Genomic DNA, 24,087 nt, shown 5'->3' with positions numbered 1-24,087 from the left:
AGTTTAGGGTTGAGTGGAGATACTTCGTAAGAAATGGCTGCCACGCTCGGAGCCATGACGATGCGTGGATTCCAGGTGGCCTTCGTTGTGTTTGGTCTCATTGGCGCCGCCCTCTCGGGCGGCGCCGTGAGCGCGGCGCCGAGCGTGCAGGTCATCTATCTGCTGCCAGCCGACCGTCAGGAGTCCGAGAGTTACCGGCGTGCTGCCGAGTTCGGAGTCAGGCATTTTCAAGCTTGGCTGAGCGATGCGCTCAGGGGCCCGACCTTTCGCCTTGCAGATCCGGCGGTGCGCATCGTCCGGTCCGAGAAGAACGCAGCTTGGTTTCGCTCCACCGACCGACACACCGGCTACAGCGCATTCTATCGCAATACGGTGGATGAACTCTTGCGTATGGGCGTTGTCCGGTTCAACGATCCCGCCTCACGCTTTTTGGTCTACGTCGATGCTGACCATGCCTGCGGACAATCCGGCGCTGGTGGCAGTGGCGTCGCCGTTGTCTCGGCCAACGACCTTCGCGGCTTGTCTGGCGAGCGTATTGTTCCTGCCTGCGACAGGGCGAATGGAGCTGAAATTGCGGGAAGGTGCCGCTGGATCGGCGGTATCGGGCATGAGTTTCTGCACACGATCGGATTGATGCATCCGGACCGGTCACCAGTCTGCCAAACTGCCCAGTGTCGTGCCGAGGCCTTGATGATGCAGGGCTATATCACCTATCCGCGTGCGATTCTGCTCGATGAGGAGAAGGCGCAGCTTCTTCGCTCGCCGTTCATCGAGACGGGTATCCGGACGGAAACCCGTGACTGCACCGAGGTGATCGCCCCCTCGGTCCGCTGACCCTCGAACAACTTAACCATGCAGCTGCGCCAGCACCGCATCCCCCGCCGGGCTGGCAACGTAGCGCGTGCGCTGGGTCCGCGCGTTCCGGTCGGTCAGGGCGAGGAGTCCCGCCTCGCTCGCCAGCGTCTCGACGGCGCGCAGCACCAGGGCGTGCTCCAGGTCGAAGACGCGGGCGAAGCTGCGGCTGTCTCGGGCGAGGTCGAGGTGGAGGGCGGCGAGAATGCCGGCCTCCAGGGTCGAGAGTCCGGGCTGGAGGGCGACCACCGCGTCGGTGGCCGCCAGGAAGGTCTCCGCGTCGGCCGGCGGTTCGCTCATGCGGCGGCCGGCGCGCGCAGGCGCACCAGCACCGACTTCGAGGTCGGCGTGTCGCTGCCCTCGCCGAAGGTGGAGAGCGGCACGAGGACGTTGAGCTCCGGGTAGTAGCCGGCGAGCGATCCGCGCGGCATGTCGAAGGGCACAAGGCGGAAATCCTCGGCCACCCGGGTCACGCCGTCGTCATGGGTGCCGACGATGTCGACCCGGTCGCCCGTTCGGGCCCGGATCTCGGCCAGGTCGTCCGGGTGTGCAAAGACCACGCGGCGCTCGCCGTAGACGCCGCGGTAGCGGTCGTCGAGGCCGTAGATCGTGGTGTTGTACTGGTCGTGGCTGCGGAAGGTCTGGAGCACGAAGGTGTCGCTCGCGCGCTTCGCCCGCTGGTGCTCCGTCGCCTCGGGCAGGGGATCGGCGGAGAAGTTGGCCCGGCCGGTCGGCGTCTCGAAGCTGCGCTCGGCGGCGAGGTTCTTCAGCATGAAGCCGCGCGGGCGCCGGACGCGCAGGTTGTAGCCGGTGAAGCCCGGGATCGTACGCTCGATCAGGTCGCGGATGCGGTCGTAATCGTCGGCGAGGGCCGCCCAGTCGACCCGCGCGGAGCCGACCGTCGCCGCCGCCATGCCGGCGATGATGCCGATCTCGGAGCGCAGCTCGGCCGAGGCCGGCTTGTTGATGCCGCCCGAGCCGTGGACCATGCTCATGGAATCCTCGACCGTGACGATCTGGGTCTTGCCCTTCGCGTTCCGGTCGATCTCGGTGCGGCCGAGGCAGGGCAGCAGGTAGGCGACGCGGCCCGGCACGAGGTGCGAGTGGTTGAGCTTCGTCGCGATGTGGACGGTGAGTTCGCAGGAGGCCAGGGCCTTGGCCACAAGGGTGGTGTCCGGCGTGGCGCGGGCGAAGTTGCCCCCGAGGCCGATGAAGGCCTTCGACGAGCCGTCGAGCATGGCTCGGATGGCGGCGAGCACGTTGTGGCCGTGCGCGCGCGGGGCGGTGAAGCCGAATTCCCGCTCCAGGGCGTCGAGGAGGGCGGCCGGCGGCTTCTCGTTGATGCCGACGGTGCGGTCGCCCTGCACGTTGGAATGGCCGCGCACCGGGCACAGGCCGGTGCCGGGGCGACCGACATGGCCGCGCAGCAGCATCACGTTGGCGAGTTCCCGGACGGTGGCCACCGAGTGGCGGTGCTGGGTCACGCCCATGGCCCAGGTGCAGATCACCTTGTCGGCGGCGAGATAGACCCCGGCCGCGACCTCGAGGTCGGCCCGGGCCAGGCCGGACTGGTCCTCGATGGATTCCCAGGGGGTGGCGTCCACGGCGGCCCGGTAGGCCTCGTAGTCCGCGGTGTGGTTGCGCAGGAAGGTCCGGTCGAGCAGCGACGGCTGGCCGGCGGCCAGGGCCGCATCGTCGGCCGCGAACACCGCCTTGGCGATGCCCCGGAACGCCGCCATGTCGCCGCCGAGGCGTGGCTGGTAGTAGTGGCTCSCCACCGGCGCGCTGGCGCCGCGCAGCATCTCCACGGTGTTCTGCGGGTCGGCGAAGCGCTCCAGCCCGCGCTCGCGCACGGGATTGAACACCACGACCTTCGCGCCGCGCTGGGCCGCCCGCCGCAGGTCGCCGAGCATGCGCGGATGGTTGGTGCCGGGGTTCTGCCCAACGACGAAGATCGCGTCGGCTTTCTCGAAATCCTCCAGCAGCACGGTGCCCTTGCCGACGCCGATGGCCGCCTGGAGGGCGATGCCGCTGGCCTCGTGGCACATGTTGGAGCAGTCGGGGAAGTTGTTGGTGCCGTAGTGCCGGGCGAAGAGCTGGTAGACGTAGGCGGCTTCGTTCGAGGCGCGGCCCGAGGTGTAGAACTCGGCCTGGTCCGGGTGGTCGAGCCCGCGCAGGGTGGCGCCGATTTCCGCGAAGGCGGCGTCCCAGGTCGTGGCGACGTAGCGGTCGCTGGCCGCGTCGTAGCGCATCGGATGCGTCAGGCGGCCCTCGCCCTCCAGGGCGTAGTCGGTCCAGCCGCGCAGCGCGCTCACGGTGTGCTTGGCGAAGAACTTCGGCGGCGTGCGCTTGTCGGTGGCCTCCCAGGACACCGCCTTCACGCCGTTCTCGCAGAACTCGAACGAGGACCCGTGCGCCGGATCGCCCCAGGCGCAGCCGGGACAGTCGAAGCCGTCGGGCTGGTTGGCTTTCAGCATCGCGCGCGCACCCGACAGGGGCGCCCGGCTTCCCAGCAGGTGCTTGCCGCAACTTTTCAGGGCCCCCCAGCCGCCAGCCGCGGAGGAGCGCTTCGGGGTCGCGACCGGATGATCCATGACGGGGTCCTGAGGGGCAGGGCTCGCATGGCCGACGATCGGCCGCGAAGCGGAGCAGTCTCGCCCCAGCGATATCGCGATGCACAGTGCGCGCTCAATCGCGCGAAAACGCAGGCCAGTCATGCCGTTAGGGGTCCCATGCGTTTTTTGCAGAGCCGATGAAGACCGGGTTAAAACCGTTCAAGGCCGCAATGCGGACAATCGGGACCTTCCTCTCCGGCCCCGGTCCCTGGCGGACGGCGGGTCGATCGCCTAACCCTCGGGCCGGATCGGCCGCTGGAAAGCGGGGAAGACGGGAGCGGGGGAGATGCGGACGCCGGTGAGGATCTTCGCGGCGGCGGCCGTCGGCCTCGCGGTCGGCCTCGCGTTGATGGCGCATGACCGGCAGATCGGCGCCGAATGGGCCGTGTCGGCCGAGCAGATCGCCGACGCGCAGGCCTACGGCAAGCCCGGCGTGGAGCTTCCGCCGGGCCACATGGTGACCGCGCCCCAGCGCAGCGAGGGCGCGGAGCGCCTTCCCCTGAAATGGATCCTCCTCGGCCTCGCGGCCGGTGGCGCCGTCCTGGCCGGCACGGGCCGCCGGCGCGCGCCGGCGCGGAAACCGGATGACCGACCCTGACGCCCGACGCCTGTCGCCTGCCGGGCACACCCGCCCGAAAACCCCGCGTGGCCATTGACGCCGTCGCCGCGTGTCGGGCTTCCTGGCGTCGGACGGTTCCTCCCCGGAGGATCAAAAGGGAACGCGGTGAGGAATTTTGCTCCAACGCCGCGGCTGCCCCCGCAACTGTAAGCGGCGAGTTCCTCATCAGCACGTCACTGGGTGTCTCGACATCTGGGAAGACGATGAGAGGGCGGTGACCCGCGAGCCAGGAGACCTGCCGTCAGTCGTGGTCACACGCGAAACGCATCGGGCGGGGTGTCCTGGTGGGTGTCGGGGCGGATGCCGTGCGGCATCCGGGCCGGCCTCGTTCGCGGTGACGTGCCACAGACGTCGCCCGAGGTCCCATGTCGTCCTCCCGTTCTCGATCGTTTCCCCGTTCACGGCCCACCGCCCGATCCTGGCTCCTCGGCGCCTGCGCCGGTTTCCTGCCCTACGGCGCCGGGATTCCGGACGCGTTCGCCGAGACTGCGCAGGCGGACCTCGCCGAATTGTCCGTGACCGCCGAGGCCCCGGCCAGCGGTGGCCGCGGGCCAGCCGCCCATGCGGGATTCGTCGGCGGCGTCACCGGCATCGGCGGCGGCCTCCGCAGCGTCGATGCGGCGAGCGCCGGCGTGATCTCGGGGGCGGCACTCAACAGCCGGCCGATCACCCGGCCCGGCGAGGCGCTCGAGAGCGTGCCCGGCCTCATCGTCACCCAGCATTCCGGGGAGGGGAAGGCCAACCAGTTCTTCCTGCGCGGGTTCAACCTCGACCACGGCACCGACATCGCGCTTCACGTGGACGGCATGCCGGTGAACATGCGCACCCACGCTCACGGCCAGGGCTATGCCGACCTGAATTTCCTGATCCCGGAACTCGTCGGCGCGGTCGAATTCCACAAGGGACCCTACTTCGTCCGCGACGGCGACTTCGCCTCTGCCGGCTCGGTGCGGATCGACTATCTCGACACGGTCGCGCGCAACCTCGCGCTGACGTCGCTCGGCAGCTTCGGCTACAAGCGCGCCCTCAGCATCGCCTCCGCGCCCCTCGGCGAAGGCCACCTGCTCGTGGCCGGCGAGGCCCAGACCTATGACGGCCCCTGGGACGTGCCCGACCGCCTCGCCAAGCTGAACGCCGTCGTCCGCTACAGCCAGGGCACGGCCCTCGACGGCTTCGCGCTGACCGGCATGGCCTACTGGGCCAAGTGGAACGCCACCAACCAGATCCCGGAGCGCGCCGTGGCGGAGGGGATCATCGGCCGCTTCGGCTCCCTGAATCCCACGGACGGTGGCGACACCGGCCGCTTCTCCCTCTCGGGCCGCTGGAGCCGGACGAGCGACGCCGGCATCACCCGGGCGAGCGGCTACGTCATCCGCTACGGCATGAACCTGTTCAACGACTTCACCTACTTCCTCAACGATCCGGTGAACGGCGACCAGTTCCGCCAGCGCGACAGCCGGGTGCTCGGCGGCGGCGAGGTCAGCCACACCGTCGAGGGCACCCTGTTCGGCTTGGCCGTGGAGAACGAGATCGGCCTCCAGACCCGCACCGACGCCATCCGGGTCGGCCTGTTCAACACCACGGCGCGGCAAACCCGCTCGACCGTGCTCGATGACCGGGTGCTGGAGGCGAGCGCGGCCCTCTACGTCGAGAGCCGGATGCGCTGGACCGACTGGCTGCGCACCAGCGTCGGCGTGCGCGCCGACGGGTTCTCCGCCGATGTCCGCTCGGACACGCCGGCCAATTCCGGCACGGCCCGGGACGGGATCGTCAACCCGAAGCTCGGCCTCGTGCTGGGACCCTGGTTCGACACCGAGGTGTTCGTGAATTACGGGGGCGGCTTCCACTCGAACGATGCCCGCGGCGTCACCGCGACGGTGGATCCGGCGAGCCCGCTCTTCAACATCAGCCGCTCGCCCTTCCTCGTGCCTTCGACGGGCTCGGAGATCGGCCTGCGCAACCGCAGCCTCGCCGGGCTGGAGACGGCGGTGACGCTGTTCCAGCTCGACTTCGCCTCCGAGAACCTGTTCCAGGGCGACAGCGGCACCACCGAGCCGAGCCGTCCCACCCGCCGCTTCGGCGTCGAATGGACCAACCGCTACGCAGTGACGCCCTGGCTTTCCCTGGAGGGGGACCTGACGGTGACGAATGCCCGCTTCGCGGATCACGACCCCGTCGGCAACCGGGTCCCGGAGGCGCCCACCACCATTGCCTCGGCCGGTTTCACCTTCGGCGAGGGGCCGGGCTGGTTCGGAGCGATGCGCCTGCGCTACTTCGGGCCGCGGCCGCTGATCGAGGACAATTCGGTGCGCTCGCGCCCGACGGCGCTGGTCAACGGGCGGGTCGGCTACAACTTCGACAACGGAATCAGCCTGTCCCTCGACGTGTTGAACCTGACCAACGCCCAGGCCGATCAGATCACCTACTTCTACACCTCCCGTTTGCCCGGCGAGGCGGCGGACGGCGTCGCGGACCGGCACTTCCACCCCGTCGAGCCGACGGCGGTACGCCTGACCCTGGCGGGGCGGTTCTAGATCACATGCCGGGTGAAAGTCTGTGAGATGACTTTGCCATGTTGACGAAGCGTGGAACCACAGCTTACGCGGCTGTCATGCGTACTTGGCGGCCAGATTGGGGATTCTGCCGTGCGGTCATCGCCCTGACCGTCCTCTACGCGCTTTGCCTGCAGGCGTTGCTGGGCTCCATGGCGCCCGTGCCCCAGCTGAGCTTCAACACCATCATCTGTGCCGAACACGCCGGAACGGACGCTCCGGCGGACGCGGCACTGCCCTGTCGTCATTCGTGCTGCACCCTGGTGCAAGCCGTCATGGTGCCCGTTCTGGTTCTCGCCTTCGTCGCCGTGCGCTGGTCGCCCGGCGATGCGGTGCTCCGCGCCTGGCGGACCGGAGACCCGGGAACCGCACGGGCGCCGCCCGATCCATCCGTCAGTCCCCGAGGTCCGCCGACCGCCTGATCGATCCGTTTGTCCCAGATCGCTCCGTGCCGGACCCCCAACCATGTCTCAGTCCCTCCAGGGTGACGCGACGGCCTTCCGCGCCGTCGTTTCTGCCCGCCCGATGCAGGATGCCGTCTATCGCGCCGTCTGGCGCTGGCACTTCTACGCCGGCCTGCTCTGCCTGCCCGTCCTGATCCTGCTCTCGGTCACCGGCTCGCTCTACCTGTTCAAGGACGAGGTCAACGCGACCCTGTTCGCGTACCGGACAAGGGTCGCCGTGCAGGCGAGCTCGCCCGTGGGTGTGGACGTCCTGCTGTTCAACGCCTCCGAGGCCGTGCCGACCGCCGTACCGGTCTCGTTGACCGAGCCCGCCGATCCGTCCGCCTCCGCGGTCGTGACGATGGCCGAGGGATCCCGCAGGATCCTGGTCTATCTCAACCCATACGACGGCTCGGTGCTGGACCGGGTCGCCCGGGACGACGAGTTCATGATGGTGGTGCGAGGCCTGCACAGCCTCGCCTACTTCGGACCGGTGGCCAACGGACTCATCGAGGTCGTGGCCGGGTTCACGATCATCCTGGTTCTGACGGGCTTCTATCTCTGGTGGCCGCGCCAGCAGGGCGGCGGGGTCGTGCGCCTCCGCGGCACGCCGCGCAGGCGCGTGTGGTGGCGCGACCTGCACGCCGTCACCGGCTTGGTCGCCGGGGCCGGAATCTTCTTCCTCGCCCTGACCGGGCTGCCCTGGTCGGCCTGGTGGGGCCAGCATCTGCGCACCTGGTCCAACGCGGCCGGCGTCGGGCAGCCCAGCGCCCTCTGGGCCAACAAGCCCGTGTCGACCGTGCCCATGCGGGAGATGCTCACCACCACCGGATGGGCCATGGAGGACGCTCCGCTTCCGACCTCGCAGCCGGCCGCCACCCCCACCATCGGGCTCGCGCGCGCCGTCGACATCCTGCGAGCCCTCAGGATGCCGCGCGGCTTCGAGGTCTCCCTGCCGTCGGGGGAGACCGGCGTCTACGCCGCGGCCGCCTACCCGAAGGACGTGACGGGGCAGCGGATGATCTCCCTCGACCAGTACACCGGCACGCCGCTGGTCGACGTCCGGTTCGCGGACCTTGGCGGGGTCGCCCGCGCCATCCAGTACGGCATCGGCCTCCACAAGGGCGAGCACTGGGGTCGAGCCAATCAGTTCGCGATGCTGGCCTTCTGCCTGGCGACCATCCTGCTCGCCGTGACCGCCGCGACGATGTGGTGGAAGCGGCGCCCCGCCGGTCGCCTCGGCGTACCACCGTGGCCACGCGACCGGCGTGTCGCGGCCGGCGTGACCCTGATCGTCCTCGTCCTCGGGGCCCTGTTCCCCCTGACCGGGCTCGTCATCCTCGGCATGCTGCTGCTCGACCTCGGCCTGCAGGCGCTGCGAACCCAGGCGAGGACCTGAGGCAGCCGAAACGGGCGGCGTTCCCGTGCACCCCATCCTTCCCCTGCTGATCGGCCGCCGCGGCATCCTCGGCGTCGTCCTGATCGCGCTCGCGCTCTGGACACAGGCGCTCGCGCCGGCGGCGGCCCTGCGCATGCTCGCGGCGATGTCCGATCCGCTGCGCAATCCCATTCTCTGCGGCCCTGCGGTCGATGGGGGCGAGGAGGTCCGTTCGAACGTGGGGGTGCCCGCCCCGGCACACCCGGGATGCGCCCTGTGCCAGTTGTGCTGTGCAGGGGTCGCCCTCCCCACGCTGCCATCGGGCCCGGCCGCCATACGGAGCGTGCACTGGCATCCGGTATCGTGGCCGATCCCCCCTCCCACGCGCACACGGCCTCCGTCCCGTTGCCTGGGGCAGCCCCGGGCTCCGCCTCACCTCGTCTGATCGCCGAACCACCCTTCCTCATCGCAGCGTGCCTGCGCAGCGTCCTCCCCGATCCGTCGAGCTTTCCCCATGTTCCCGTACCCAAGCGCCCGCCGGCCCATGCGCGCCCTGGCGATCTTTCTCGGCGCAAGCCCGCTCGCGATCGCGATGGCGCAGGCCCAGACCGCCGGTCAGGCCGTGACCCTGGAAGAGCTCTCCGTCGAGGGCCAGGGCGGTGGCGCCGGACAGGGGCGGGGTCGGACTGCCCTCTCGCCCGCCGCCGCACCGACACCCATCGACCGCCCCGTCGGCGAGGTCGTCACCAGCCTCGGGCGAGACGGCATCATCGAGAACCGTCCGGCCACCAGCATCGGGTCGGTTCTGGCCAACAGCCCCGGCGTGACCGTGCGCCAGGGCAATGGCGGGCGCGACGTGGTGATCTCCATCCGGGGCAACAATGCCCGCTCCACCGGCGTGATCAAGAATACGGTCGTGCTGGAGGACGGCTTCATCCTGACCCAGCCGGACGGCGCCTCACGCTTCGACCTCGTCGATCCGCGCGCCTACGGCCGCATCGACGTGTTCCGCGGTCCGCAATCGGCGCTCTTCGGCAACTACGCCACCGGCGGCGCGCTCGCCTTCCGCACCCGGACGGGCCGCGAGATCGACGGCTTCGAGATCGGCACCGATGCGGGCAGCTTCGGCTACCTCAGCAATTACTTCACGGTCGGCGGCGTCAGCGGCCCCGTCGAGATCAGCCTGTTCGCGAGCGATGTCCGTGCCAACGGCTACCAGGATCACGGTTCCTACGACACGCAGACGGTCAACCTGCTGGCCAGCTACACGCCGACGCCGGACAACCGCTTCACCCTGAAGGTGATCAACAACACGCTCAGTGCGAATCTGCCGGCCCGGTCCTCCCTGAACCAGTATCAGATCAATCCCTACCAGCGTGGTTGCGGCACGGCGGCGCTGGCGGCGCCGGGGTGTACCCTGACGAACCTCTTCGTGAATGGGGCCTTCGGCCGGACGGTGGGCGTCACCGCCGATGAGGCAGGGTTCGGGCGCGACGACCGGCGCACCATCGTCGCCCTGCGCTGGGAGCACGACATCGACGCGCAGACGACCTGGCGCACCCAGCTCGGCTTCGACGAGCGCAACTTCAACCAGCCCTTCTATACGACCTCCTCGCGCGGCTCCTATCCATCCTGGAACTTCCTCACGGACCTGACCCGGCGCTACGATCTGTTCGGGCTGCCCGCGGTGGGCTACGTGGCGCTGGCCTACAACACCATCGACAACCACATCACGACCTTCAATCGCGCGCCCGGCGGTGGTCCGCTGCTCGGTGCGCTCATTGGGAACCAAGAGGCCGTCCAATCCAACCTCGGCGGGCGGGCCCGTACCGAGGTGGCGCTCTCCGACCAATGGACCGGCGTCGTCGGCGTCAGCGCGGAGAACACCGCGATCACGGGACGCAACGTCGCCTACGCCTATTCGGCCTCAGGCGTGACCACGACCGTCGCCGATGCCAACCGCAGCTTCCTCAACGTCGCGCCCGAACTCGCCCTGGTCTATCGGCCGACCCCGGAATGGGCGGTTCGGGGCCGGGTCGCGACCGGCTACACGACCCCGGCCGCGAGCAATCTCTTCATCACCGCAGCCGGCCTCCCCGGCAACAACATCCAACTTCGCACGCAGGAAAACCTCGGCTTCGACCTTGGCGTCGACTGGAGCCCGAGCGAGACCCTGCGCCTCAGCGTGACCGGCTTCTACGAGTTCTTCCGGAACGAGCTCGTGTCGCAATCTCCCGGCGCCGGCCTGATGAGCTACACCTTCAACGCGCCGGCCTCCGAGCATCGCGGCATCGAAGTGGCGGCCGATTGGGCGTTCGCACCCGGGTGGCGCGCGGTCGCCGCCTACACGTTCGACGACCAGATCTACACGCGCTACGTCGAACGGCTGAGCGCCGGATCTCTCAGCCGCCAATTCGACCGCTCCGGCAAAACGATCCCCGGTGTCCCGGCCAACCAATTGCTCGCCCGCATCGGATACGATGTCCCGGCCGGACCGCTCGCCGGCCTCGGAGCGTTCGTCGAGACCGTGTTCCAGGACGACTTCTTCATCGACAACGCCAACCAGCTCAGGGCGCCGGGCTATACGATCGTCAACGCCAACATCCATTACGCCACGGAGCTCACGAGCGGCTATGCCAAGCGCTTCACCGCCTATGCCGAGGTGCGCAACGTCTTCGATACCGTCTACGTCGCTTCGGCGCAGAACCTCGCGAATTCCATCAGCGCGACCACGGGCCTGCAGAACGGTGCGAGCGTCCTCGCAGGAACCACGGGGTCGGTGTTCGCCGGAGCGCCCCGTACCATCATCGCGGGAATGAAGCTGGCGTTCTGACCGCCCGGCATCGGATGATCCGCAGGTTCGGCAACGTTCTCTCATCGAGGAAGGGAGCCGAACAGGCCTGTCCGCAAACGCGTCCTCCGCCTCGACCATCGTGATCGTGGCGTCGAACGCTGCGCTTGCCCCCTGATCGATAGGATCAGCTTCCTCACCATCGGACATCCCTGGACCGGTGCGACGCCGAATGGGGCAAGCGTCGGCGGCGGCGATCCGACCGTTGCGAACACCGGTCCGGACGCGGACGAGTGGGTGGATCACCCGTGGGGGCAGGATGAGGTCCACGAGTCGCCCGCTCTTTCAGGCGCGAAGAACGATGCCGCGGCTTCAGCAAGTCCCCTGGGACGCTCGATAGCACCAAGGCTATCGCTGGCGCGCACAGCCCCCCGAATTTCGGCCGCAAAAATCTCCGCACTGAATTCGAGCGAGCGATCACGAAGATCCGCCGAGCCTCTGTATGTCTCCAACAGGTCGTAATCCATGATCTTCTGCGTCAGGTTTTGACATCCCAAGACGAGCGGGACACTCACTGGACGAGCACGGCCTGGTCGCAGCGTGTGCCTTCCACGGTGAGGTCGGCGTAGCCCAGGCGGATGCCGAGGACCCGGAGCGTGTTGTCCAAGACCTTGTCCAGCGCGGGCGTCACCGCCGCGAGACCCGTGGCGACCGTGCTCTTGATCACCCCGGGCGCCAGGACGCCGAGACCGTTCACCTGAAGGTCGAGATCGTTGATCAGACGGCCGGTGAGGGATTGGAAGGACCCGCCTGAGGACACTGTCCGGACGGTGTGGCGGGTGATGTCGTCGTCACTGAACGTTACGAGCTGCGTGTAGGCGTTTCCGACCGTGACTCGGCTCTGGCCGGTCACCGTCAGGGCGGGAGCGACCCGCAGGAGCGTCGCCGTCTGATTGAGGTCGGGCACGCGCGCATTGGGGTCGAGGAGCGCCTTGGGGATGTCGGCCACCGCGAGGTCTGCGACGCCGGTCTGGGCTTCCAGGACGACCTGTCGGCTCTGCCGGTCCGACCAGGGGCAGGTCACCGAGCGCAGCCGCCCCTGCGCCTTGGCGACCTGCACGTAGAGAGGCAGTTGGAGGAGGCCGAGATTGAGCGGCAGGGCCAGGCTGGCCTCGATGAGGAGGCGGGTCTGCGCCGTCTGCACCGTGGCCTTCGAACTGCCGGGCTGGACGTAGCCGGAGCTCTGGCGCTTCTCGCCGATCCCCAGCGTGACCTGGGTCCGCAGCAAGCCCGGTATGCTCGCGCCGAGATCCGCGGAGACCTGGCGATCGCCGTTCGCCACCAGGATGGCGGCCGACAGGGTATCCATCAGGCCGATCGATGGACCCTTGACCCCTGTACTCGGCGCGAGGTTCGCGGCATCTCCGAGATCGATGATTCGCCCGAGGCGGACGGATCCGCCGGCACCTCGAACGACGTTGTTCAACTGCCCGAGGGCGGCTGCTGCCGCAGCGTTGCCTGCGGTCGTGGCCGCGACCGACTGGAGCGCCGAGAGCACCTGTCCCAGCGTCGCATTCGCGGCGACGACGTCGTTGTAGTTGTCGACTTTGAGATTGAGGCCGGGCTGGAGGGTATCGAGCACGCGGAAGCCGTCGACCTGGGCCGCCGCCAGCGCCTCGTAATCCCCGACCGACAGGTTGAGCGGCTTCCCCAGCAACGCGCCGAGAACGCCGTTGAGCACCCCGGCATCCAGACGAAGCAGCCCGGAGCCGATGCTGAAGGAGGCGAACCGCGCCGAGGCGGCGGTCCCACGCACATCGATCTGCACGTCGCGCTTGAAGCCGAGAGCCGGAGCGAAGAAGGTCGGCGTCTGCGTCCGAAGATCGACCCGGACGGCACTGGGCGAGGCGGCGTTGGCGACGAAGCGATCCGCCACTGGAACCTTGGAATCGCCCACATACACACCCGGCTGGACCGTGATCACCGCAGCGGCCCCGAAGCCATTGTCGGCGAGCGATTGGCGCGCCAGCAGGTCGGCCCGCTGCGGATCGGAGGCCGCCAGGGTGGCGGCCAGGTCGACCGCCCCTTGCGCCTTGCGCCGGGCGACGACCATGGAGCCGTAATCCACCCCAACGGCCGTCGCCGCGAGGAGTGTGGTGAAGGCCAGCGCGGTGAAGACCGCGACAGCCCCACGCGCGTCGGGCGCGAAACGGCCGATCACAGGCCGCCCCGGCGCACGCTGACCGTGCTCTGGATGAGGTCTGGCGGGAGTGGGATCAAGCCGGAGAGCCCCGAGAACCCGAGCGACTTCGCATCGAACGTCAGGGTGACGGTGAAGAGGGAAGCATCCTGGGGGTTCGGGCCAACCGTCACCATCACGGTGCCGGGCTTGAACATGGCCCCCTCCGTCAGGGCCGCCGCCACTCTCTGCCGGGCGAGAGCGGCGCGCTCCTGATCGCTCACGCCGGCGATCGAAGCCCGGGCCGCCTCCGACGCGATATGCTTCAGGTTGTGCGAGGCCCCGAGATAGATCCCGAATGCCACGATACCCGCAAAGAGCGCCAAGAGGGCGGGGACGACCAGGGCGAATTCAACAGCAGCGCTTCCTGCCTGAGCACGCAAAGCACGCCCAATCCACGCCTGGAAATTGTATTCAAAACGCATGAGAAGGCATCCGTCATGCACAACGGTTATTGATCGATGTTATGTTTTCACGGATTTCCTAACGAGACCTTTATATGACGACATCCGAGCATCCGGATACGTCAAGATAAAACCAATAATATTGATCAATACAAGATAGTAAAATACAGGCACTATACGAAAATGTCAGGTCGGCCGTAGCGTGATTCAGTCCTGCAATTTCTGGTTTAAGTGACGCTAGCCCTCGAGTGAGGAAAACAAAGCAATTTTAAGTCGTCCAGCCTCCGGCAGTCTGCCACTGCCAAATGCGACAGCGCGTCCTCGATCCCGGTGGGGCAGGGCGCTTCATCAGCCTCACAATCGACGCGGACGATATCCTCGGGCAGGTTCTGCCCCCCGCCTCGTCCTGGCCGCCGGGCACCGAATCAGGACACGGCGTACACCGCCACGAAGAACCTCACGGCCCTCTACGAACGCAGTCGCAGGAGCCACGCTCAGTCCGAGCATCAGCGTCGGCGCTGGTATGCCTGAGCTAAGCATTGGCCCAGGCTCGCCACGGGAGGCCGCCGACTGTGCGAGCTTCGATGGCAAGCCCAGAGACGAGTGCCTCCGCCAAGAGATCGTCTAACCGCTGAAGGCGGCGCAGATCCTCATCGGGATCCGGCAGAGCGCCTCCAACCACCTCCAGCCGCACGCCTCCTTGGGTGACCGCCCACCCGCGCCCGGCACCTTCCGGATCTCGCTTTCCGGCGGCCTATGGCCGCCGCCATTCTAACCCCGCGGTTCCGGCTCGCAGAACCAAAGCTCCAGAGCGGACGCCGAGCCGGCTCCAACCCTTCTCAGGTTCTGAGACCGATCAGCCTTTCGGCCAAACTTGCCGAGGCGAAGTCGCCGCGATTGAGGATCTGACTCGCGCCGCGAAGCTTGCTCCGGTCATCCGCCGAGAATTCTCGCCCTGTCAGGACGATCACCGGGATATCCGAGCAGCCGGGAATGGCGCGAACGCCTTGCAGGAAGCCGAAGCCGTCCATGATCGGCATGTTCAGGTCGACGATCACGACGTCCGGCCTGGTCTCCGTCGCCTGCTGCAGGCCCTCCTTACCATTCGAGGCCTCCAAGACCGACCAGCCTTCGTCCTCCAAGCTGGCGCGCATCGCCAGGCGCGTGACGGCCTCGTCCTCGACCAAGAGCACGGTGCCGCGCCGGTCCGGCTCCGCCAGCCTGAACTGGTTCACGATCTTGCCGAACCGCGTCCAGTCGACCGGCTTCAGCATGTAGTCCGAAGCGCCGAGGGAGGCCGCGAGATTGCGCTGGTCGACGGACGTCACCATCACGACCGGGATCTGCGCCAGCATTTCGTCCGCCTTGATCTGGCTCAGCACCGACCAACCGTCCACGCCCGGCATCATCACGTCCAACAGGATGGCCCGTGGCCGCAACCGTCGGGCGATCTCGAGCCCGCTCCTGCCGTTCGTGGCCGTCTGGACCTTGAACCCCTCGCGATGCAGGAACCGCGTGGTGAGGGCGAGCTGGTCGCTATCGTCGTCGATGACGAGGATGACATCGCCTTCCGCCACGTCGACGGCGATGACGTCCGGATCGGGTAAGGCTTGCGCGTCGACCGGAGGAACGAACGTCGCCGGCACGGTGAAGGTAAAGGTGCTGCCCCGGCCGGGGACGCTGGACACCGTGATGGTTCCCGCGAGCATGTCGGCGAAGGCACGGGTCAGCGAGAGGCCAAGCCCGGTCCCCCCGAAGTTGCGAGTCGTGGACGCATCGGCCTGCTCGAAACGCCGAAACAGGCGCGACACCTGTTCGGCCGTCATCCCGATCCCGGAATCCGAGACCGAGAACGAAAGCCGGTCGACCCCCGAGGCGTCGGTCATGCGGGAGGCCGCCAGGGTGATGGTCCCGCTTTCCGTGAACTTGGCCGCGTTGCTCAGGAAGTTGAAGAGCACCTGCCGGGTCTTGGTCAGGTCGGAATGCATTCGGCCCAGCCCAGGCGCGAGCTTCGTCTCCAGGGCGTTGCCCTTCTTGTTGACCAGCGTCGCGACCGAACCCGCAACGTCGCGCAGCATGTCCCCCACCGCGAAATCCTCGGCGTAGACCTCCATCTTGCCGCTTTCGACCTTGGAGAGGTCCAGCACGTCGTTGATGAGCCCAAGCAGGTGACGGGCGTTGCGCTCGACCTTGCCGATATCCGCCACGAGGTCCGACGCCGCGCAGCCATCGGAGATCTCCTCTCCCATCATCTCGCTGTAGCCGATGATGGCGGACAGAGGGGTGCGGAGTTCATGGCTCATGTTCGCCAGGAAATCGCTCTTCGCCGTGTTGGCCAGCTCGGCCGCCTCCTTGGCGGCTTCTGCGGCGGCATTGGCGCTGGTCAACGCCGCCTCTCTGTCGACGAGAACGTGGTTCGCAGTGTTGAGCCGCTCCAGCGTGGCTTCGTTCTGCGCCACGGACCGGCGCAGGGCATGGCAGATCCACACCATGGTCGCGCCGACCAGGAGGTATTGCCCCAGCAGGGCGACATCCACGCCTCCGAGGACTCCATCCCGCGTGTAGAACCACGTCGCAATCAGGGTCGATAAGAACAGTGCCAACGCTCCTGCGCGCCAGCCGAAAGCCAAGCTCACGACCAGGAGGACCGGAATGTACAGGAGGAACGGGGCGACATAGGCTGGAGCCAGGAACCGAATGAACGTCATGGCGCCCACCAGCAGCAGCGTGACACCGTAGTCGGTGATTGTTGATGGACGTCGGAGGGCGACCGTCCCGATCAGTGTGTTCAAGCTGCTCATGGGGTGTGAGTGTCACGACCGGGGTCCTTTGGAAAGCGACCGGTTCCCGCCCCGGCCCAGCCCGAATGAAGACATGGGTCCCATCGGCCGCGTTGTCGCCGATCCGCTGGTTTCTCGTGCAAGAATTGCAATGCCGTTGGAAGCGTTTCGAGCGAGCAAGCCTAGAATTGGGGAGCAGGCGCCGCGTCGACCTTTGGGGATATCCTTAAATTTTACAGATCATGCTTGTCTGCGTTTAATTATTCTCAATCAACTATTCCAGTGCTTGGTTGGAGTGGTTCTTAGTCAGATGGATATGTGGTCCTGCAACCAGTCCCGTGCGGGCGTTCCGGCACGGGCGGAACTGAAAATATTCGGTCTTTGTGGAACGCTGAATCGGGTGTTTCCGGTGGATTTACACGACATCTTGCCCAACAGATTGAGAGTAGCGGTCATGGCCCTCCATGAGAAGGGTCGCGCCATCGACACGAGTTGATAAACTTTGGAGACTTCGTCGGAAAAATATGACGGAATCTAATCGGATATGAATTTATTGAAAATCTAAGACTATGAATACGCGCCATGACATAATTTGCAGCCAGTGCATTTGTTATTGGCAATGGGCTAAAGCTCTTACGCTCCCAAGTTGCGGTGCCTATCCCGATGCGCTGCGGTGTCCTCAGGCGGACGCCGGATTCGGACGAAAGCAAGATCGGCCAGCGAGAGTGCGCCTTCCCGCGTGTCGAGGCTGAAGGCGCTGGCTGGTATTTGGGACACCAGAGAGTATCCGCTTAACACTTTCCCGTGATGCTGCGCTGCCACTGCATCGGACTTCTCCGCTCGGTAGCGTCGGGAACTCATCGTGTCTGTCAGAAACCTGTCTATCCGCGCCAAGCTGATCGCCGCTTTCTCGCTGCTGACACTGCTTGCTGTCGGGTTAGGATTGCTGGGGGTGATTGGCACGCACCGCATGCGGCAGCAGGCGCTCAACATCGAAACCAACTGGCTGCCGAGCATGCGCCTCCTCGGCGAGATTGATACGCTCACTGCACGGACCAGCGCTCTCGTCCTGCGTCACACGCAAGCCGTCGACCCGGCACTCGTCGCAAGCATCGAGACCGATATGGAGCGCTTTGGCAAAAAGCTCGACGAGAAGAAGTCCGCTTTCGAGCCGATGATCGACACGTCTGACGAGCGTGCGCTCTACGAGACGTTCACGCGTGAAGCCCGGAATTTCGAGGGCGTGCGCCAGTCCATTCTTCAGCTCTCGCGTGCCGGTCAGAAGGCTCAGGCCTACGCGCTCTATGAGAGTCAGGGCATCATCCCCCGCCGTGCAGCCTCCGCAGCCCTCGACAAGCTCGTTGCCATGAACAACGAGGGCGCCAGTGCAGCTCAGGCCGAGAGCAAGACCGTCTTCGAGACGACCCATACCTGGGGGCTCATCGCCATAGCACTGTGTCTCCTCATCTCCACCGTCTCTGCAACGCTCATCATCCACGGCGTCACGCACGGCATCGGCGCCGTGGTCCGGCCCATGCAGGCGCTGGCAGGCGGCGACCTCTCCGTGACTATCCCGCACCAGGGCGCCCGGACCGAGATCGGCACCATCGCGGACGCCGTCCAGGTGTTCAAGGACGGTCTGATCAGGATGCGGGCCCTCGAGGCGGAGACGGTCCTGGCGCGGGCGGGGGCGGAGGCGCAGCGCCAGGCGGCGATGCGGGCGATGGCCGACAGCTTCGAAGGGGCGGTGGGCGGCATCATCGGCATGGTGACGAGTTCGGCCACCGAGCTGCAGGCCACCGCCCAGAGCATGGCCGGCACCGCCACCCAGACCGCCAACCAGACGACCAGTGTCGCTGCCGCGGCGGAAGAAGCCGCTTCCAACGTCAACACCGTGGCGGCCGCGGCCGAGGCGCTCGGCTCCTCGGTGCAGGAGATCGGTCGCCAGGTCAGCACGTCCGCCACGATGGCGCAGAGCGCGGTTCGAGAGGCCGCCGAGACGGCTGAGCTGGTCCAGCAGCTCAACACGGCCGTGGCGCGCATCGGCGACGTGGTCACGATGATCACCTCGATCGCCGGCCAGACCAACCTGCTGGCGCTGAACGCCACCATCGAGGCGGCGCGGGCCGGGGAGGCGGGCCGGGGCTTCGCGGTCGTGGCCGCCGAGGTCAAGGAGCTGGCCAACCAGACGGCGCGGGCCACGCAGGAGATCGGCGGGCACATCGCCCAGATCCAGGGCTCGACAGCGCGCGCCGTCTCGGCAATCGGCAGCATCACCGCACGTATTCAGGACATCAGCGGGGTTGCAACGACGATCGCGGCGGCGGTGGAGGAGCAGGGGGCGGCCACCCAGGAGATCGTGCGCAACGTCGCGCAGGCCGCGATGGGGACGAGCGAAGTCACGAGTAACATTTCGGGGGTAGCCGGCGCCGCCGAAGAGACGGGCGCGGCTGCGAGCCAGGTACTGGGCGCCGCCTCCGAGCTGTCACGCCAGTCCGAGCACTTGAACGCCCAGGTCCGTCAATTTCTCGCAACGGTGCGGGCGGCATAGATGGCCGGCAAAGCGCCGGACACGGTGATGTGGTTCCCATCGACGAGACGGTGCAGCCCTGTTTCGGGACGTCTCGGACCACCTGCGGTGTTCGCAGGACGACAGTGTTGCCGGAACGGCGACGCTACAAAGCGACTGTTTCCTGGCAGGTCGCGTGCCGCTCCAGCGCAGCGATGATCGTGGAGGACAGGAGTTCTGCAGCCGGTGAGAGGGGGCCGGGCGCCCGGTAGAGGACGATCTCGGTGTCCGGCAGCTTCGGCAATCGTAGGCGATTGCCGACCGAGACCAGTCCCGCCGGGATCATCTCGGTCGGCAGCACGGTGACACCGAGTCCCGCCTGAACCGCCGCTTGAAGGCCCGCCAGGCTCTGACTCGTGTAGACCACGCGCCAGGGGCGTCCACTCGCATCCAGCGCGGACAAGGCGCGCCGGCGGTACACGTCGGGCGAAGGCGGAAGGACGAGCGGCACTGGATCGCTGGCTTCCGTGAGGAGGCGGGGCGATGCGGCCCAGTCGAGGATTTCCCGCCAGACCTTCGTGCCGCCGCCGGACCCCTGAGGCTCGCGCTTGAACAGCATCAGGTCGTAGCGGCCCTTCGAGAAATCGTCGAGCAGGTTCACGGTGAAGTCGCAGCACACCTCCAGCGCGACCTGCGGGTGGGCGCGCGCGAAGCGGGCCAGGATGTCCGATAGGTGCACGGTGGCGAAATCCTCGGGTGTACCCAGCCGAACCACGCCCCGCACATCCGGTTCGACGATGCGAGAAAGGACCTCGCTCCCGAGCTTCAGCATCTGCCGCGCATACGTCAGCAGAACCTCGCCTTCGGGCGTCAACTGCAATTCCCGACCATCCCGGTCGAACAGGCGTTGTCCAAGGCCCTCCTCCAGCCGCTTGATCTGCAGGGAGACCGTCGACTGGGTCAGCTCCATGCGCCGGGCGGCGCGGGTGAAGCTGCCATTGTCGACGATGGCCACGAAGGTGCGCAGAAGATCGAGATCGAAGGGGAGCGATGGCATCGGCATCCCTTTGATGTCGAGGCCTTCATTCGCCGTACAAGAAGCTGGGACAAAGTCTCGCTGAGCAGATTGACCGAATTCGGCTCCCGTGTGACGGATCGCACATGAAGACTGAAGTGTATGCTAGTGGGTATTTTGAATACAATGACTTCTACCGTATCGTAAGCGGCGGTGATCGCTCCATTTGAAAACGCAATGCTTCGCATTGTGACGGAGACATTGTCGATTGCCTGGGCTTATCCAAATCTCTGTTGTGGCAGCACGGGATCGATGCGGCGGACAGAGGCCGCTTCGAGACCCAGCCCAATCACGCGAACCCACCGGTTCGCGTGTCCCAAGCCCAAGCAATGGAGATGAGCCATGAAAGCCGTGATGAAGACCTTTGCTGCGACGCTCGTGGTCGCCCTCGGTGTCGCCGGGGCGACCTCGGTGGCGATGGGCGACTACCGGGTCGGTCCGCAGCAGCGCCCCCTTCCCCCCACCACCTGGGACGGTCTGGTCACCGGCGCAATCACGCTGCCGACGGATCAGGGCTACAGCGCATACGGTTGCCGGCGGAGTTCGGCTCAGGAAGGGAACGCCAATCAGCAGAACTTTCCGGTCCAGCAGTACGGCCAGGTCTCGGGTGGTTATCGCTGCTGACGCCCCTGCCACCGGCCCATGGGCCGGTGGACGACGCTGACCCCGCGGGCCGCCGGCCAGACCCCCTCGGTTCGCCAAAGCCGACAGGCTCTGGCGAACCGCTACGCGGGCGCCCGCCGCACATGCGTTCCAAGACCCCCGCATAGCCCTGCATCCGGCAGGACCGCTTTTCCCGCGGCTGCCTGGAGTGCGAGGCGCCCGTCAGGCGCCCAGCCGACCGCCCGTTGCAGAGCGGATCGGTCGAGTCCGCGCGGACGCGCAGCCGGGGCAAAGGCTGCGCCGTCCTCATCCGAAATCCGAGCACTGGCCGGTCGCGGATCGCGAGCGGCTGCGTGCGCCACCCTGGAACGATGTGAGCCATGATCGCGCCGCCGCACACACCGCTGACCTTGGCAAAGGCCCGCAAGCTGATCGGACGCCTCCTGAAGCCGGAGGCCGGATACGTCTGGATGGCGGTCGTCTACGGGGCCGCCATCGCCCTCCTGGGCCTTGCCACGCCCATCTCGGTCCAGTTGCTGATCAATTCGGTCGCGAACACCGCGTTGCCGGCGCCCCTGTTCGTGCTGTCCGGACTTCTCCTGCTCCTGCTGGCGGTCGCGGCGGCGCTTAGCGCCGCCCGGGTCTACCTCATGGCGCTGTTCGAGCGGCGCGTCTTCGGCCGCATCGTGGCGGAGATCACCCTGCGCGCGGTCCACGCCCGCAATCCGTTCTTCGACGACGCCCAGCGGGGCGACCTGTTCAATCGGTTCTTCGACCTCATGACGGTCCAGAGGGCGGTGCCGCACCTTCTGATCGGCGGCTTTGCCATCGTCCTCCAATCGACCCTCGGCCTGATCCTGACGAGCTTCTACCACCCTTTCTTCCTGGCCTTTAACGGGGTCCTCGTCGGCGCGCTGCTGTTCCTGTGGCTGGTCTGGGCCGGCCCGGCGATCCGCTCGGGTGTGCGGCTCAGCCACGCCAAGCACGACACCGCCCGCTGGCTGGAGAGCGTGGGCGGCTCGAACGGGTTCTACAAGAGCAGCCGCCACCTCGGCTTCGCCCTGCAGCGCTCGGAAGCCGTGACGGCCGCCTATGTGCGGGCGCACCGCCGCCACTTCGGCCACACCTTCGCGCAGACCCTCGGCTGCCTTACGGTCTACGCCGTTGCCAGCGCGGCCCTGCTGGCGCTGGGCGGATGGCTGATCCTGCAGGGCCAGCTCTCGATCGGGCAGCTCGTGGCGGCCGAACTCGTCCTGTCGGGAGTATTCTACGGCATCTCGCAGCTCGGCTCCTACTTGGAGAGCTTCTACGACCTCGTGGCCGCGCTGCACGAACTGTCGCTGTTCTACGACATCGAGCAGGAGAACGACCTCGCGCGGACGGGGGCGGTGCCGGCGACCGGCTCCCTTCGCCTACGCGACGTCGAGGTCGAGGGCGGGCGCCTGGACTTCGCCGTCGGCAGCGGCGAGCAGGTCGCCGTCACCGCGGAGGCGCAGGTCGAGCAAGCGGTGGCCGCGCTGCTCAAGCGCTCGGTGCGGCCGCGGCGCGGGTTGGTGATGATCGGCGGGGCCGACATCGCCTCCTTCGAGATGTACCGCCTGCGCTCCGAGATCCTGGTTCTCGACCGTCCGACGCTCGTCGAGACCACGATCCGCGCCTACCTCGCCCTCGCGGACGACCAGGGGGGCGCCACGACCCAGGATTGCCTCGACCGCCTCGGTCTGTCGGAGCGCATCCTGCAGCTGCCGCAGGGCCTCGACACGCCGCTCTCGTCCTCGGGCTGGCCGCTCTCGACCCGCGAGATCATGGCCCTGAAGCTGGCCGCGGCGGTGGCGCGGCCCCCCAAGCTCCTGATCCTGAGTACCCTTTACGACCTCGTGGCGCCCGAACACGTCGCGGCGGCTCTGGTGGCCCTGCGCCAGGCGGGCACGACGGTTCTGCACTTCACCCAACGTCCCGAGACACAGACCTACGACGGCTATCTCTGGCTCTGCAGGCGCGACCAGGTCCGGTTCGCGGATCCCGCGGGCCTGCTCGCCCGCGCCAACGACAAGGAGACGTCCCGTGCTGTCGCGGCCTGAACACCTGCATCACTTCCCGACGCTGACCGCGATCCGCCCGCCCCGTGCCGCCTTCGCGCTCGCCTGGATGCTCGGTATCGGCCTCGTCCTGGCGGCGCTGATCCTCCTCACCGTGCCCTGGGTCCAGACCTCGGCCGGAACGGGCCGCGTGATCGCGCCCAACCCGGCCGACCGCGTGCAGACGATCACGGCCCTCGTCCAAGGGCGGGTCGAGCACTGGTACGTGGAGGATGGCCAAAGGGTCCGGGCGGGCGATCCGATCGCACGGCTTGCCGACAACGACCCCTTCCTGCTTCAGCGGCTCGGGGCCGAGCGGGAGCAGATCGAGGCCGAGATCGCGGCAGCCGAACAAGCGGTGCGGGTGGCCGAGAGCGAGGTCAGCCAGACCCGGGAGGCCGCGGACAAGGGCTTCGTGACGCGGCGCAACTTCGAGGCTGCGCAGATCCGTGTCGCGGAGCGCCGCGTGCGGCTGGCCGAGGTCAGGGGGAAGCTGAGTCGCCTGGATGTGACGGCGAACCGTCAGGCGGCGCAGCTGGTGCGCGCACCACGCGATGGGCGGATCCTGCATATCAACGCGGCGGCCGGAGCGACCTTGGTCAATGCCGGGGACATCCTCGCCACCCTGGCTCCGCACGCCTCCACGCGCGTGGTGGAACTGATGGTCGATGGCCGCGACGTGGCCCTGATCCGGCCCGGGCAGCCCGTGCGCCTCGCCTTCGAGGGCTGGCCGGCCATTCAGTTCAGCGGCTGGCCATCGGTGGCCCACGGCCTGTTCGATGGGCAGGTTCGGATGATCGACCCCTCGGCTCAGCCGAACGGCCTGTTCCGGGTCCTGGTGGAGCCGGCACCCGGCAAGATCGCCTGGCCGGACGTCGCGTTCATTCCCCTGGGCGCCAAGGTGCGCGGCTGGATCCAGATGGAGACGGTGACGGTCGGCTACGAACTCTGGCGCGTCCTGAACAACTTCCCGCTGGAATTCCGCAGGCCCGGTCGCGAGGGGCAGGAGGCGACAAGATGAGACGCCGTCGAACTGCATGCCCGTTATCTTCCCCGATGGTCGGAAGGCCGATGGCGGCCATCCACGCGGTTCCTGCGTTCGAGGATTCCGATCCCGGATGGGGTGTCGAACGCCTGCTTCCCAGCATC

17 protein-coding genes and 1 riboswitch are annotated in these 24,087 nt (G+C 67.4%); of the genes, 11 read left to right on the top strand and 6 right to left on the bottom strand.

Features of this window, described 5'->3' with window-relative positions; genetic code table 11:
• Nucleotides 1-33: 33 nt before the first annotated feature.
• On the top strand, nt 34-834 hold the full coding sequence (locus tag ASF41_RS15465) for a hypothetical protein (protein WP_056494716.1): 801 nt from the start codon (nt 34-36) through the stop codon (nt 832-834).
• Between the two features lie 12 nt (nt 835-846).
• On the opposite strand, the gene ASF41_RS15460 is transcribed toward ASF41_RS15465, so the two are convergent.
• Both ASF41_RS15460 and ASF41_RS15455 read right to left on the bottom strand, forming a co-directional pair.
• Nucleotides 847-1,152 carry a hypothetical protein gene (locus ASF41_RS15460; RefSeq protein WP_056211561.1) on the bottom strand — a complete coding sequence of 102 codons (306 nt, stop codon included), beginning with the start codon at nt 1,150-1,152 and terminating at the stop codon, nt 847-849.
• Nucleotides 1,149-3,446 (bottom strand): FdhF/YdeP family oxidoreductase, encoded by a 2,298-nt coding sequence (locus tag ASF41_RS15455; protein ID WP_056494713.1) that lies wholly within the window; start codon nt 3,444-3,446, stop codon nt 1,149-1,151. The genes ASF41_RS15460 and ASF41_RS15455 overlap by 4 nt, the downstream gene beginning before the upstream one ends.
• 307 nt (nt 3,447-3,753) lie before the next feature.
• Between ASF41_RS15455 and ASF41_RS15450 the strand changes: the two genes are divergently transcribed.
• From ASF41_RS15450 to ASF41_RS15430, 5 genes are all read left to right on the top strand, one after another.
• Nucleotides 3,754-4,065, top strand: a complete 312-nt coding sequence (locus ASF41_RS15450; RefSeq protein ID WP_056494711.1) for a hypothetical protein — start codon at nt 3,754-3,756, stop codon at nt 4,063-4,065.
• A gap of 76 nt (nt 4,066-4,141) precedes the next feature.
• Nucleotides 4,142-4,344: riboswitch (cobalamin riboswitch) on the top strand.
• Between the two features lie 107 nt (nt 4,345-4,451).
• Nucleotides 4,452-6,620, top strand: a complete 2,169-nt coding sequence (locus ASF41_RS15445) for a TonB-dependent receptor (RefSeq protein WP_082504571.1) — start codon at nt 4,452-4,454, stop codon at nt 6,618-6,620.
• Between the two features lie 38 nt (nt 6,621-6,658).
• Nucleotides 6,659-7,060, top strand: coding sequence for a hypothetical protein (locus tag ASF41_RS15440; protein WP_210166991.1), 402 nt, complete (start codon nt 6,659-6,661; stop codon nt 7,058-7,060).
• Between the two features lie 43 nt (nt 7,061-7,103).
• On the top strand, nt 7,104-8,480 hold the full coding sequence (locus ASF41_RS15435; protein ID WP_056494705.1) for a PepSY domain-containing protein: 1,377 nt from the start codon (nt 7,104-7,106) through the stop codon (nt 8,478-8,480).
• 493 nt (nt 8,481-8,973) lie between these two features.
• A complete protein-coding gene (locus tag ASF41_RS15430) occupies nt 8,974-11,292 on the top strand; it encodes a TonB-dependent receptor domain-containing protein (RefSeq protein WP_056494702.1) in 2,319 nt (772 codons plus the stop codon).
• A gap of 529 nt (nt 11,293-11,821) precedes the next feature.
• Here the strand turns inward: ASF41_RS15430 and ASF41_RS15425 are convergent.
• The 3 genes from ASF41_RS15425 to ASF41_RS15415 form a co-directional block, all read right to left on the bottom strand.
• Entirely contained in the window at nt 11,822-13,471 is a 1,650-nt protein-coding gene (locus ASF41_RS15425) for a TadG family pilus assembly protein (RefSeq protein WP_056494700.1), read from the bottom strand.
• Nucleotides 13,468-13,914, bottom strand: coding sequence for a TadE/TadG family type IV pilus assembly protein (locus ASF41_RS15420; protein ID WP_056211573.1), 447 nt, complete (start codon nt 13,912-13,914; stop codon nt 13,468-13,470). The genes ASF41_RS15425 and ASF41_RS15420 overlap by 4 nt, the downstream gene beginning before the upstream one ends.
• 818 nt (nt 13,915-14,732) lie before the next feature.
• Complete coding sequence (locus tag ASF41_RS15415) at nt 14,733-16,694, bottom strand: response regulator (protein WP_056494696.1); 1,962 nt, start codon at nt 16,692-16,694, stop codon at nt 14,733-14,735.
• Between the two features lie 73 nt (nt 16,695-16,767).
• On the opposite strand from ASF41_RS15415, the gene ASF41_RS25040 reads away from it, so the two are divergent.
• Nucleotides 16,768-17,169 (top strand): hypothetical protein, encoded by a 402-nt coding sequence (locus tag ASF41_RS25040; RefSeq protein ID WP_156653328.1) that lies wholly within the window; start codon nt 16,768-16,770, stop codon nt 17,167-17,169.
• A 366-nt stretch (nt 17,170-17,535) separates the two neighbouring features.
• Nucleotides 17,536-19,224, top strand: coding sequence for a methyl-accepting chemotaxis protein (locus ASF41_RS15410; protein WP_056494693.1), 1,689 nt, complete (start codon nt 17,536-17,538; stop codon nt 19,222-19,224).
• Nucleotides 19,225-19,348: 124 nt separating this feature from the next.
• Here ASF41_RS15410 and ASF41_RS15405 read toward each other — a convergent pair whose 3' ends face one another.
• Nucleotides 19,349-20,239 (bottom strand): LysR substrate-binding domain-containing protein, encoded by an 891-nt coding sequence (locus ASF41_RS15405; protein WP_244472736.1) that lies wholly within the window; start codon nt 20,237-20,239, stop codon nt 19,349-19,351.
• A gap of 360 nt (nt 20,240-20,599) precedes the next feature.
• Between ASF41_RS15405 and ASF41_RS15400 the strand changes: the two genes are divergently transcribed.
• From ASF41_RS15400 to ASF41_RS15390, 3 genes are all read left to right on the top strand, one after another.
• Nucleotides 20,600-20,881 carry a hypothetical protein gene (locus ASF41_RS15400; RefSeq protein ID WP_056494690.1) on the top strand — a complete coding sequence of 94 codons (282 nt, stop codon included), beginning with the start codon at nt 20,600-20,602 and terminating at the stop codon, nt 20,879-20,881.
• 359 nt (nt 20,882-21,240) lie between these two features.
• On the top strand, nt 21,241-22,941 hold the full coding sequence (locus ASF41_RS15395) for an ABC transporter ATP-binding protein (RefSeq protein ID WP_056494687.1): 1,701 nt from the start codon (nt 21,241-21,243) through the stop codon (nt 22,939-22,941).
• Nucleotides 22,925-23,959 (top strand): efflux RND transporter periplasmic adaptor subunit, encoded by a 1,035-nt coding sequence (locus tag ASF41_RS15390; RefSeq protein ID WP_056494685.1) that lies wholly within the window; start codon nt 22,925-22,927, stop codon nt 23,957-23,959. Before ASF41_RS15395 ends, ASF41_RS15390 begins: the two co-directional genes overlap by 17 nt.
• Nucleotides 23,960-24,087: the final 128 nt, after the last annotated feature.

The organism is Methylobacterium sp. Leaf111 (assembly GCF_001423285.1).
Lineage (GTDB): Bacteria > Pseudomonadota > Alphaproteobacteria > Rhizobiales > Beijerinckiaceae > Methylobacterium.
This window is presented reverse-complemented; position numbering and strand designations above follow the sequence as displayed.

What these genes read in the sequence shown, in the direction of transcription:
- ASF41_RS15395 (WP_056494687.1), top strand. Translation starts at nt 21,241, where the DNA reads ATGATCGCGCCGCCGCACACACCGCTGACCTTGGCAAAGGCCCGCAAG.
- ASF41_RS15445 (WP_082504571.1), top strand. Translation starts at nt 4,452, where the DNA reads ATGTCGTCCTCCCGTTCTCGATCGTTTCCCCGTTCACGGCCCACCGCC.
- ASF41_RS25040 (WP_156653328.1), top strand. Translation starts at nt 16,768, where the DNA reads ATGGGTCCCATCGGCCGCGTTGTCGCCGATCCGCTGGTTTCTCGTGCA.
- ASF41_RS15440 (WP_210166991.1), top strand. Translation starts at nt 6,659, where the DNA reads ATGTTGACGAAGCGTGGAACCACAGCTTACGCGGCTGTCATGCGTACT.
- ASF41_RS15405 (WP_244472736.1), bottom strand. Translation starts at nt 20,239, where the DNA reads ATGCCATCGCTCCCCTTCGATCTCGATCTTCTGCGCACCTTCGTGGCC.
- ASF41_RS15420 (WP_056211573.1), bottom strand. Translation starts at nt 13,914, where the DNA reads ATGCGTTTTGAATACAATTTCCAGGCGTGGATTGGGCGTGCTTTGCGT.
- ASF41_RS15465 (WP_056494716.1), top strand. Translation starts at nt 34, where the DNA reads ATGGCTGCCACGCTCGGAGCCATGACGATGCGTGGATTCCAGGTGGCC.
- ASF41_RS15460 (WP_056211561.1), bottom strand. Translation starts at nt 1,152, where the DNA reads ATGAGCGAACCGCCGGCCGACGCGGAGACCTTCCTGGCGGCCACCGAC.
- ASF41_RS15400 (WP_056494690.1), top strand. Translation starts at nt 20,600, where the DNA reads ATGAAAGCCGTGATGAAGACCTTTGCTGCGACGCTCGTGGTCGCCCTC.
- ASF41_RS15430 (WP_056494702.1), top strand. Translation starts at nt 8,974, where the DNA reads ATGTTCCCGTACCCAAGCGCCCGCCGGCCCATGCGCGCCCTGGCGATC.
- ASF41_RS15435 (WP_056494705.1), top strand. Translation starts at nt 7,104, where the DNA reads ATGTCTCAGTCCCTCCAGGGTGACGCGACGGCCTTCCGCGCCGTCGTT.
- ASF41_RS15450 (WP_056494711.1), top strand. Translation starts at nt 3,754, where the DNA reads ATGCGGACGCCGGTGAGGATCTTCGCGGCGGCGGCCGTCGGCCTCGCG.
- ASF41_RS15415 (WP_056494696.1), bottom strand. Translation starts at nt 16,694, where the DNA reads ATGAGCAGCTTGAACACACTGATCGGGACGGTCGCCCTCCGACGTCCA.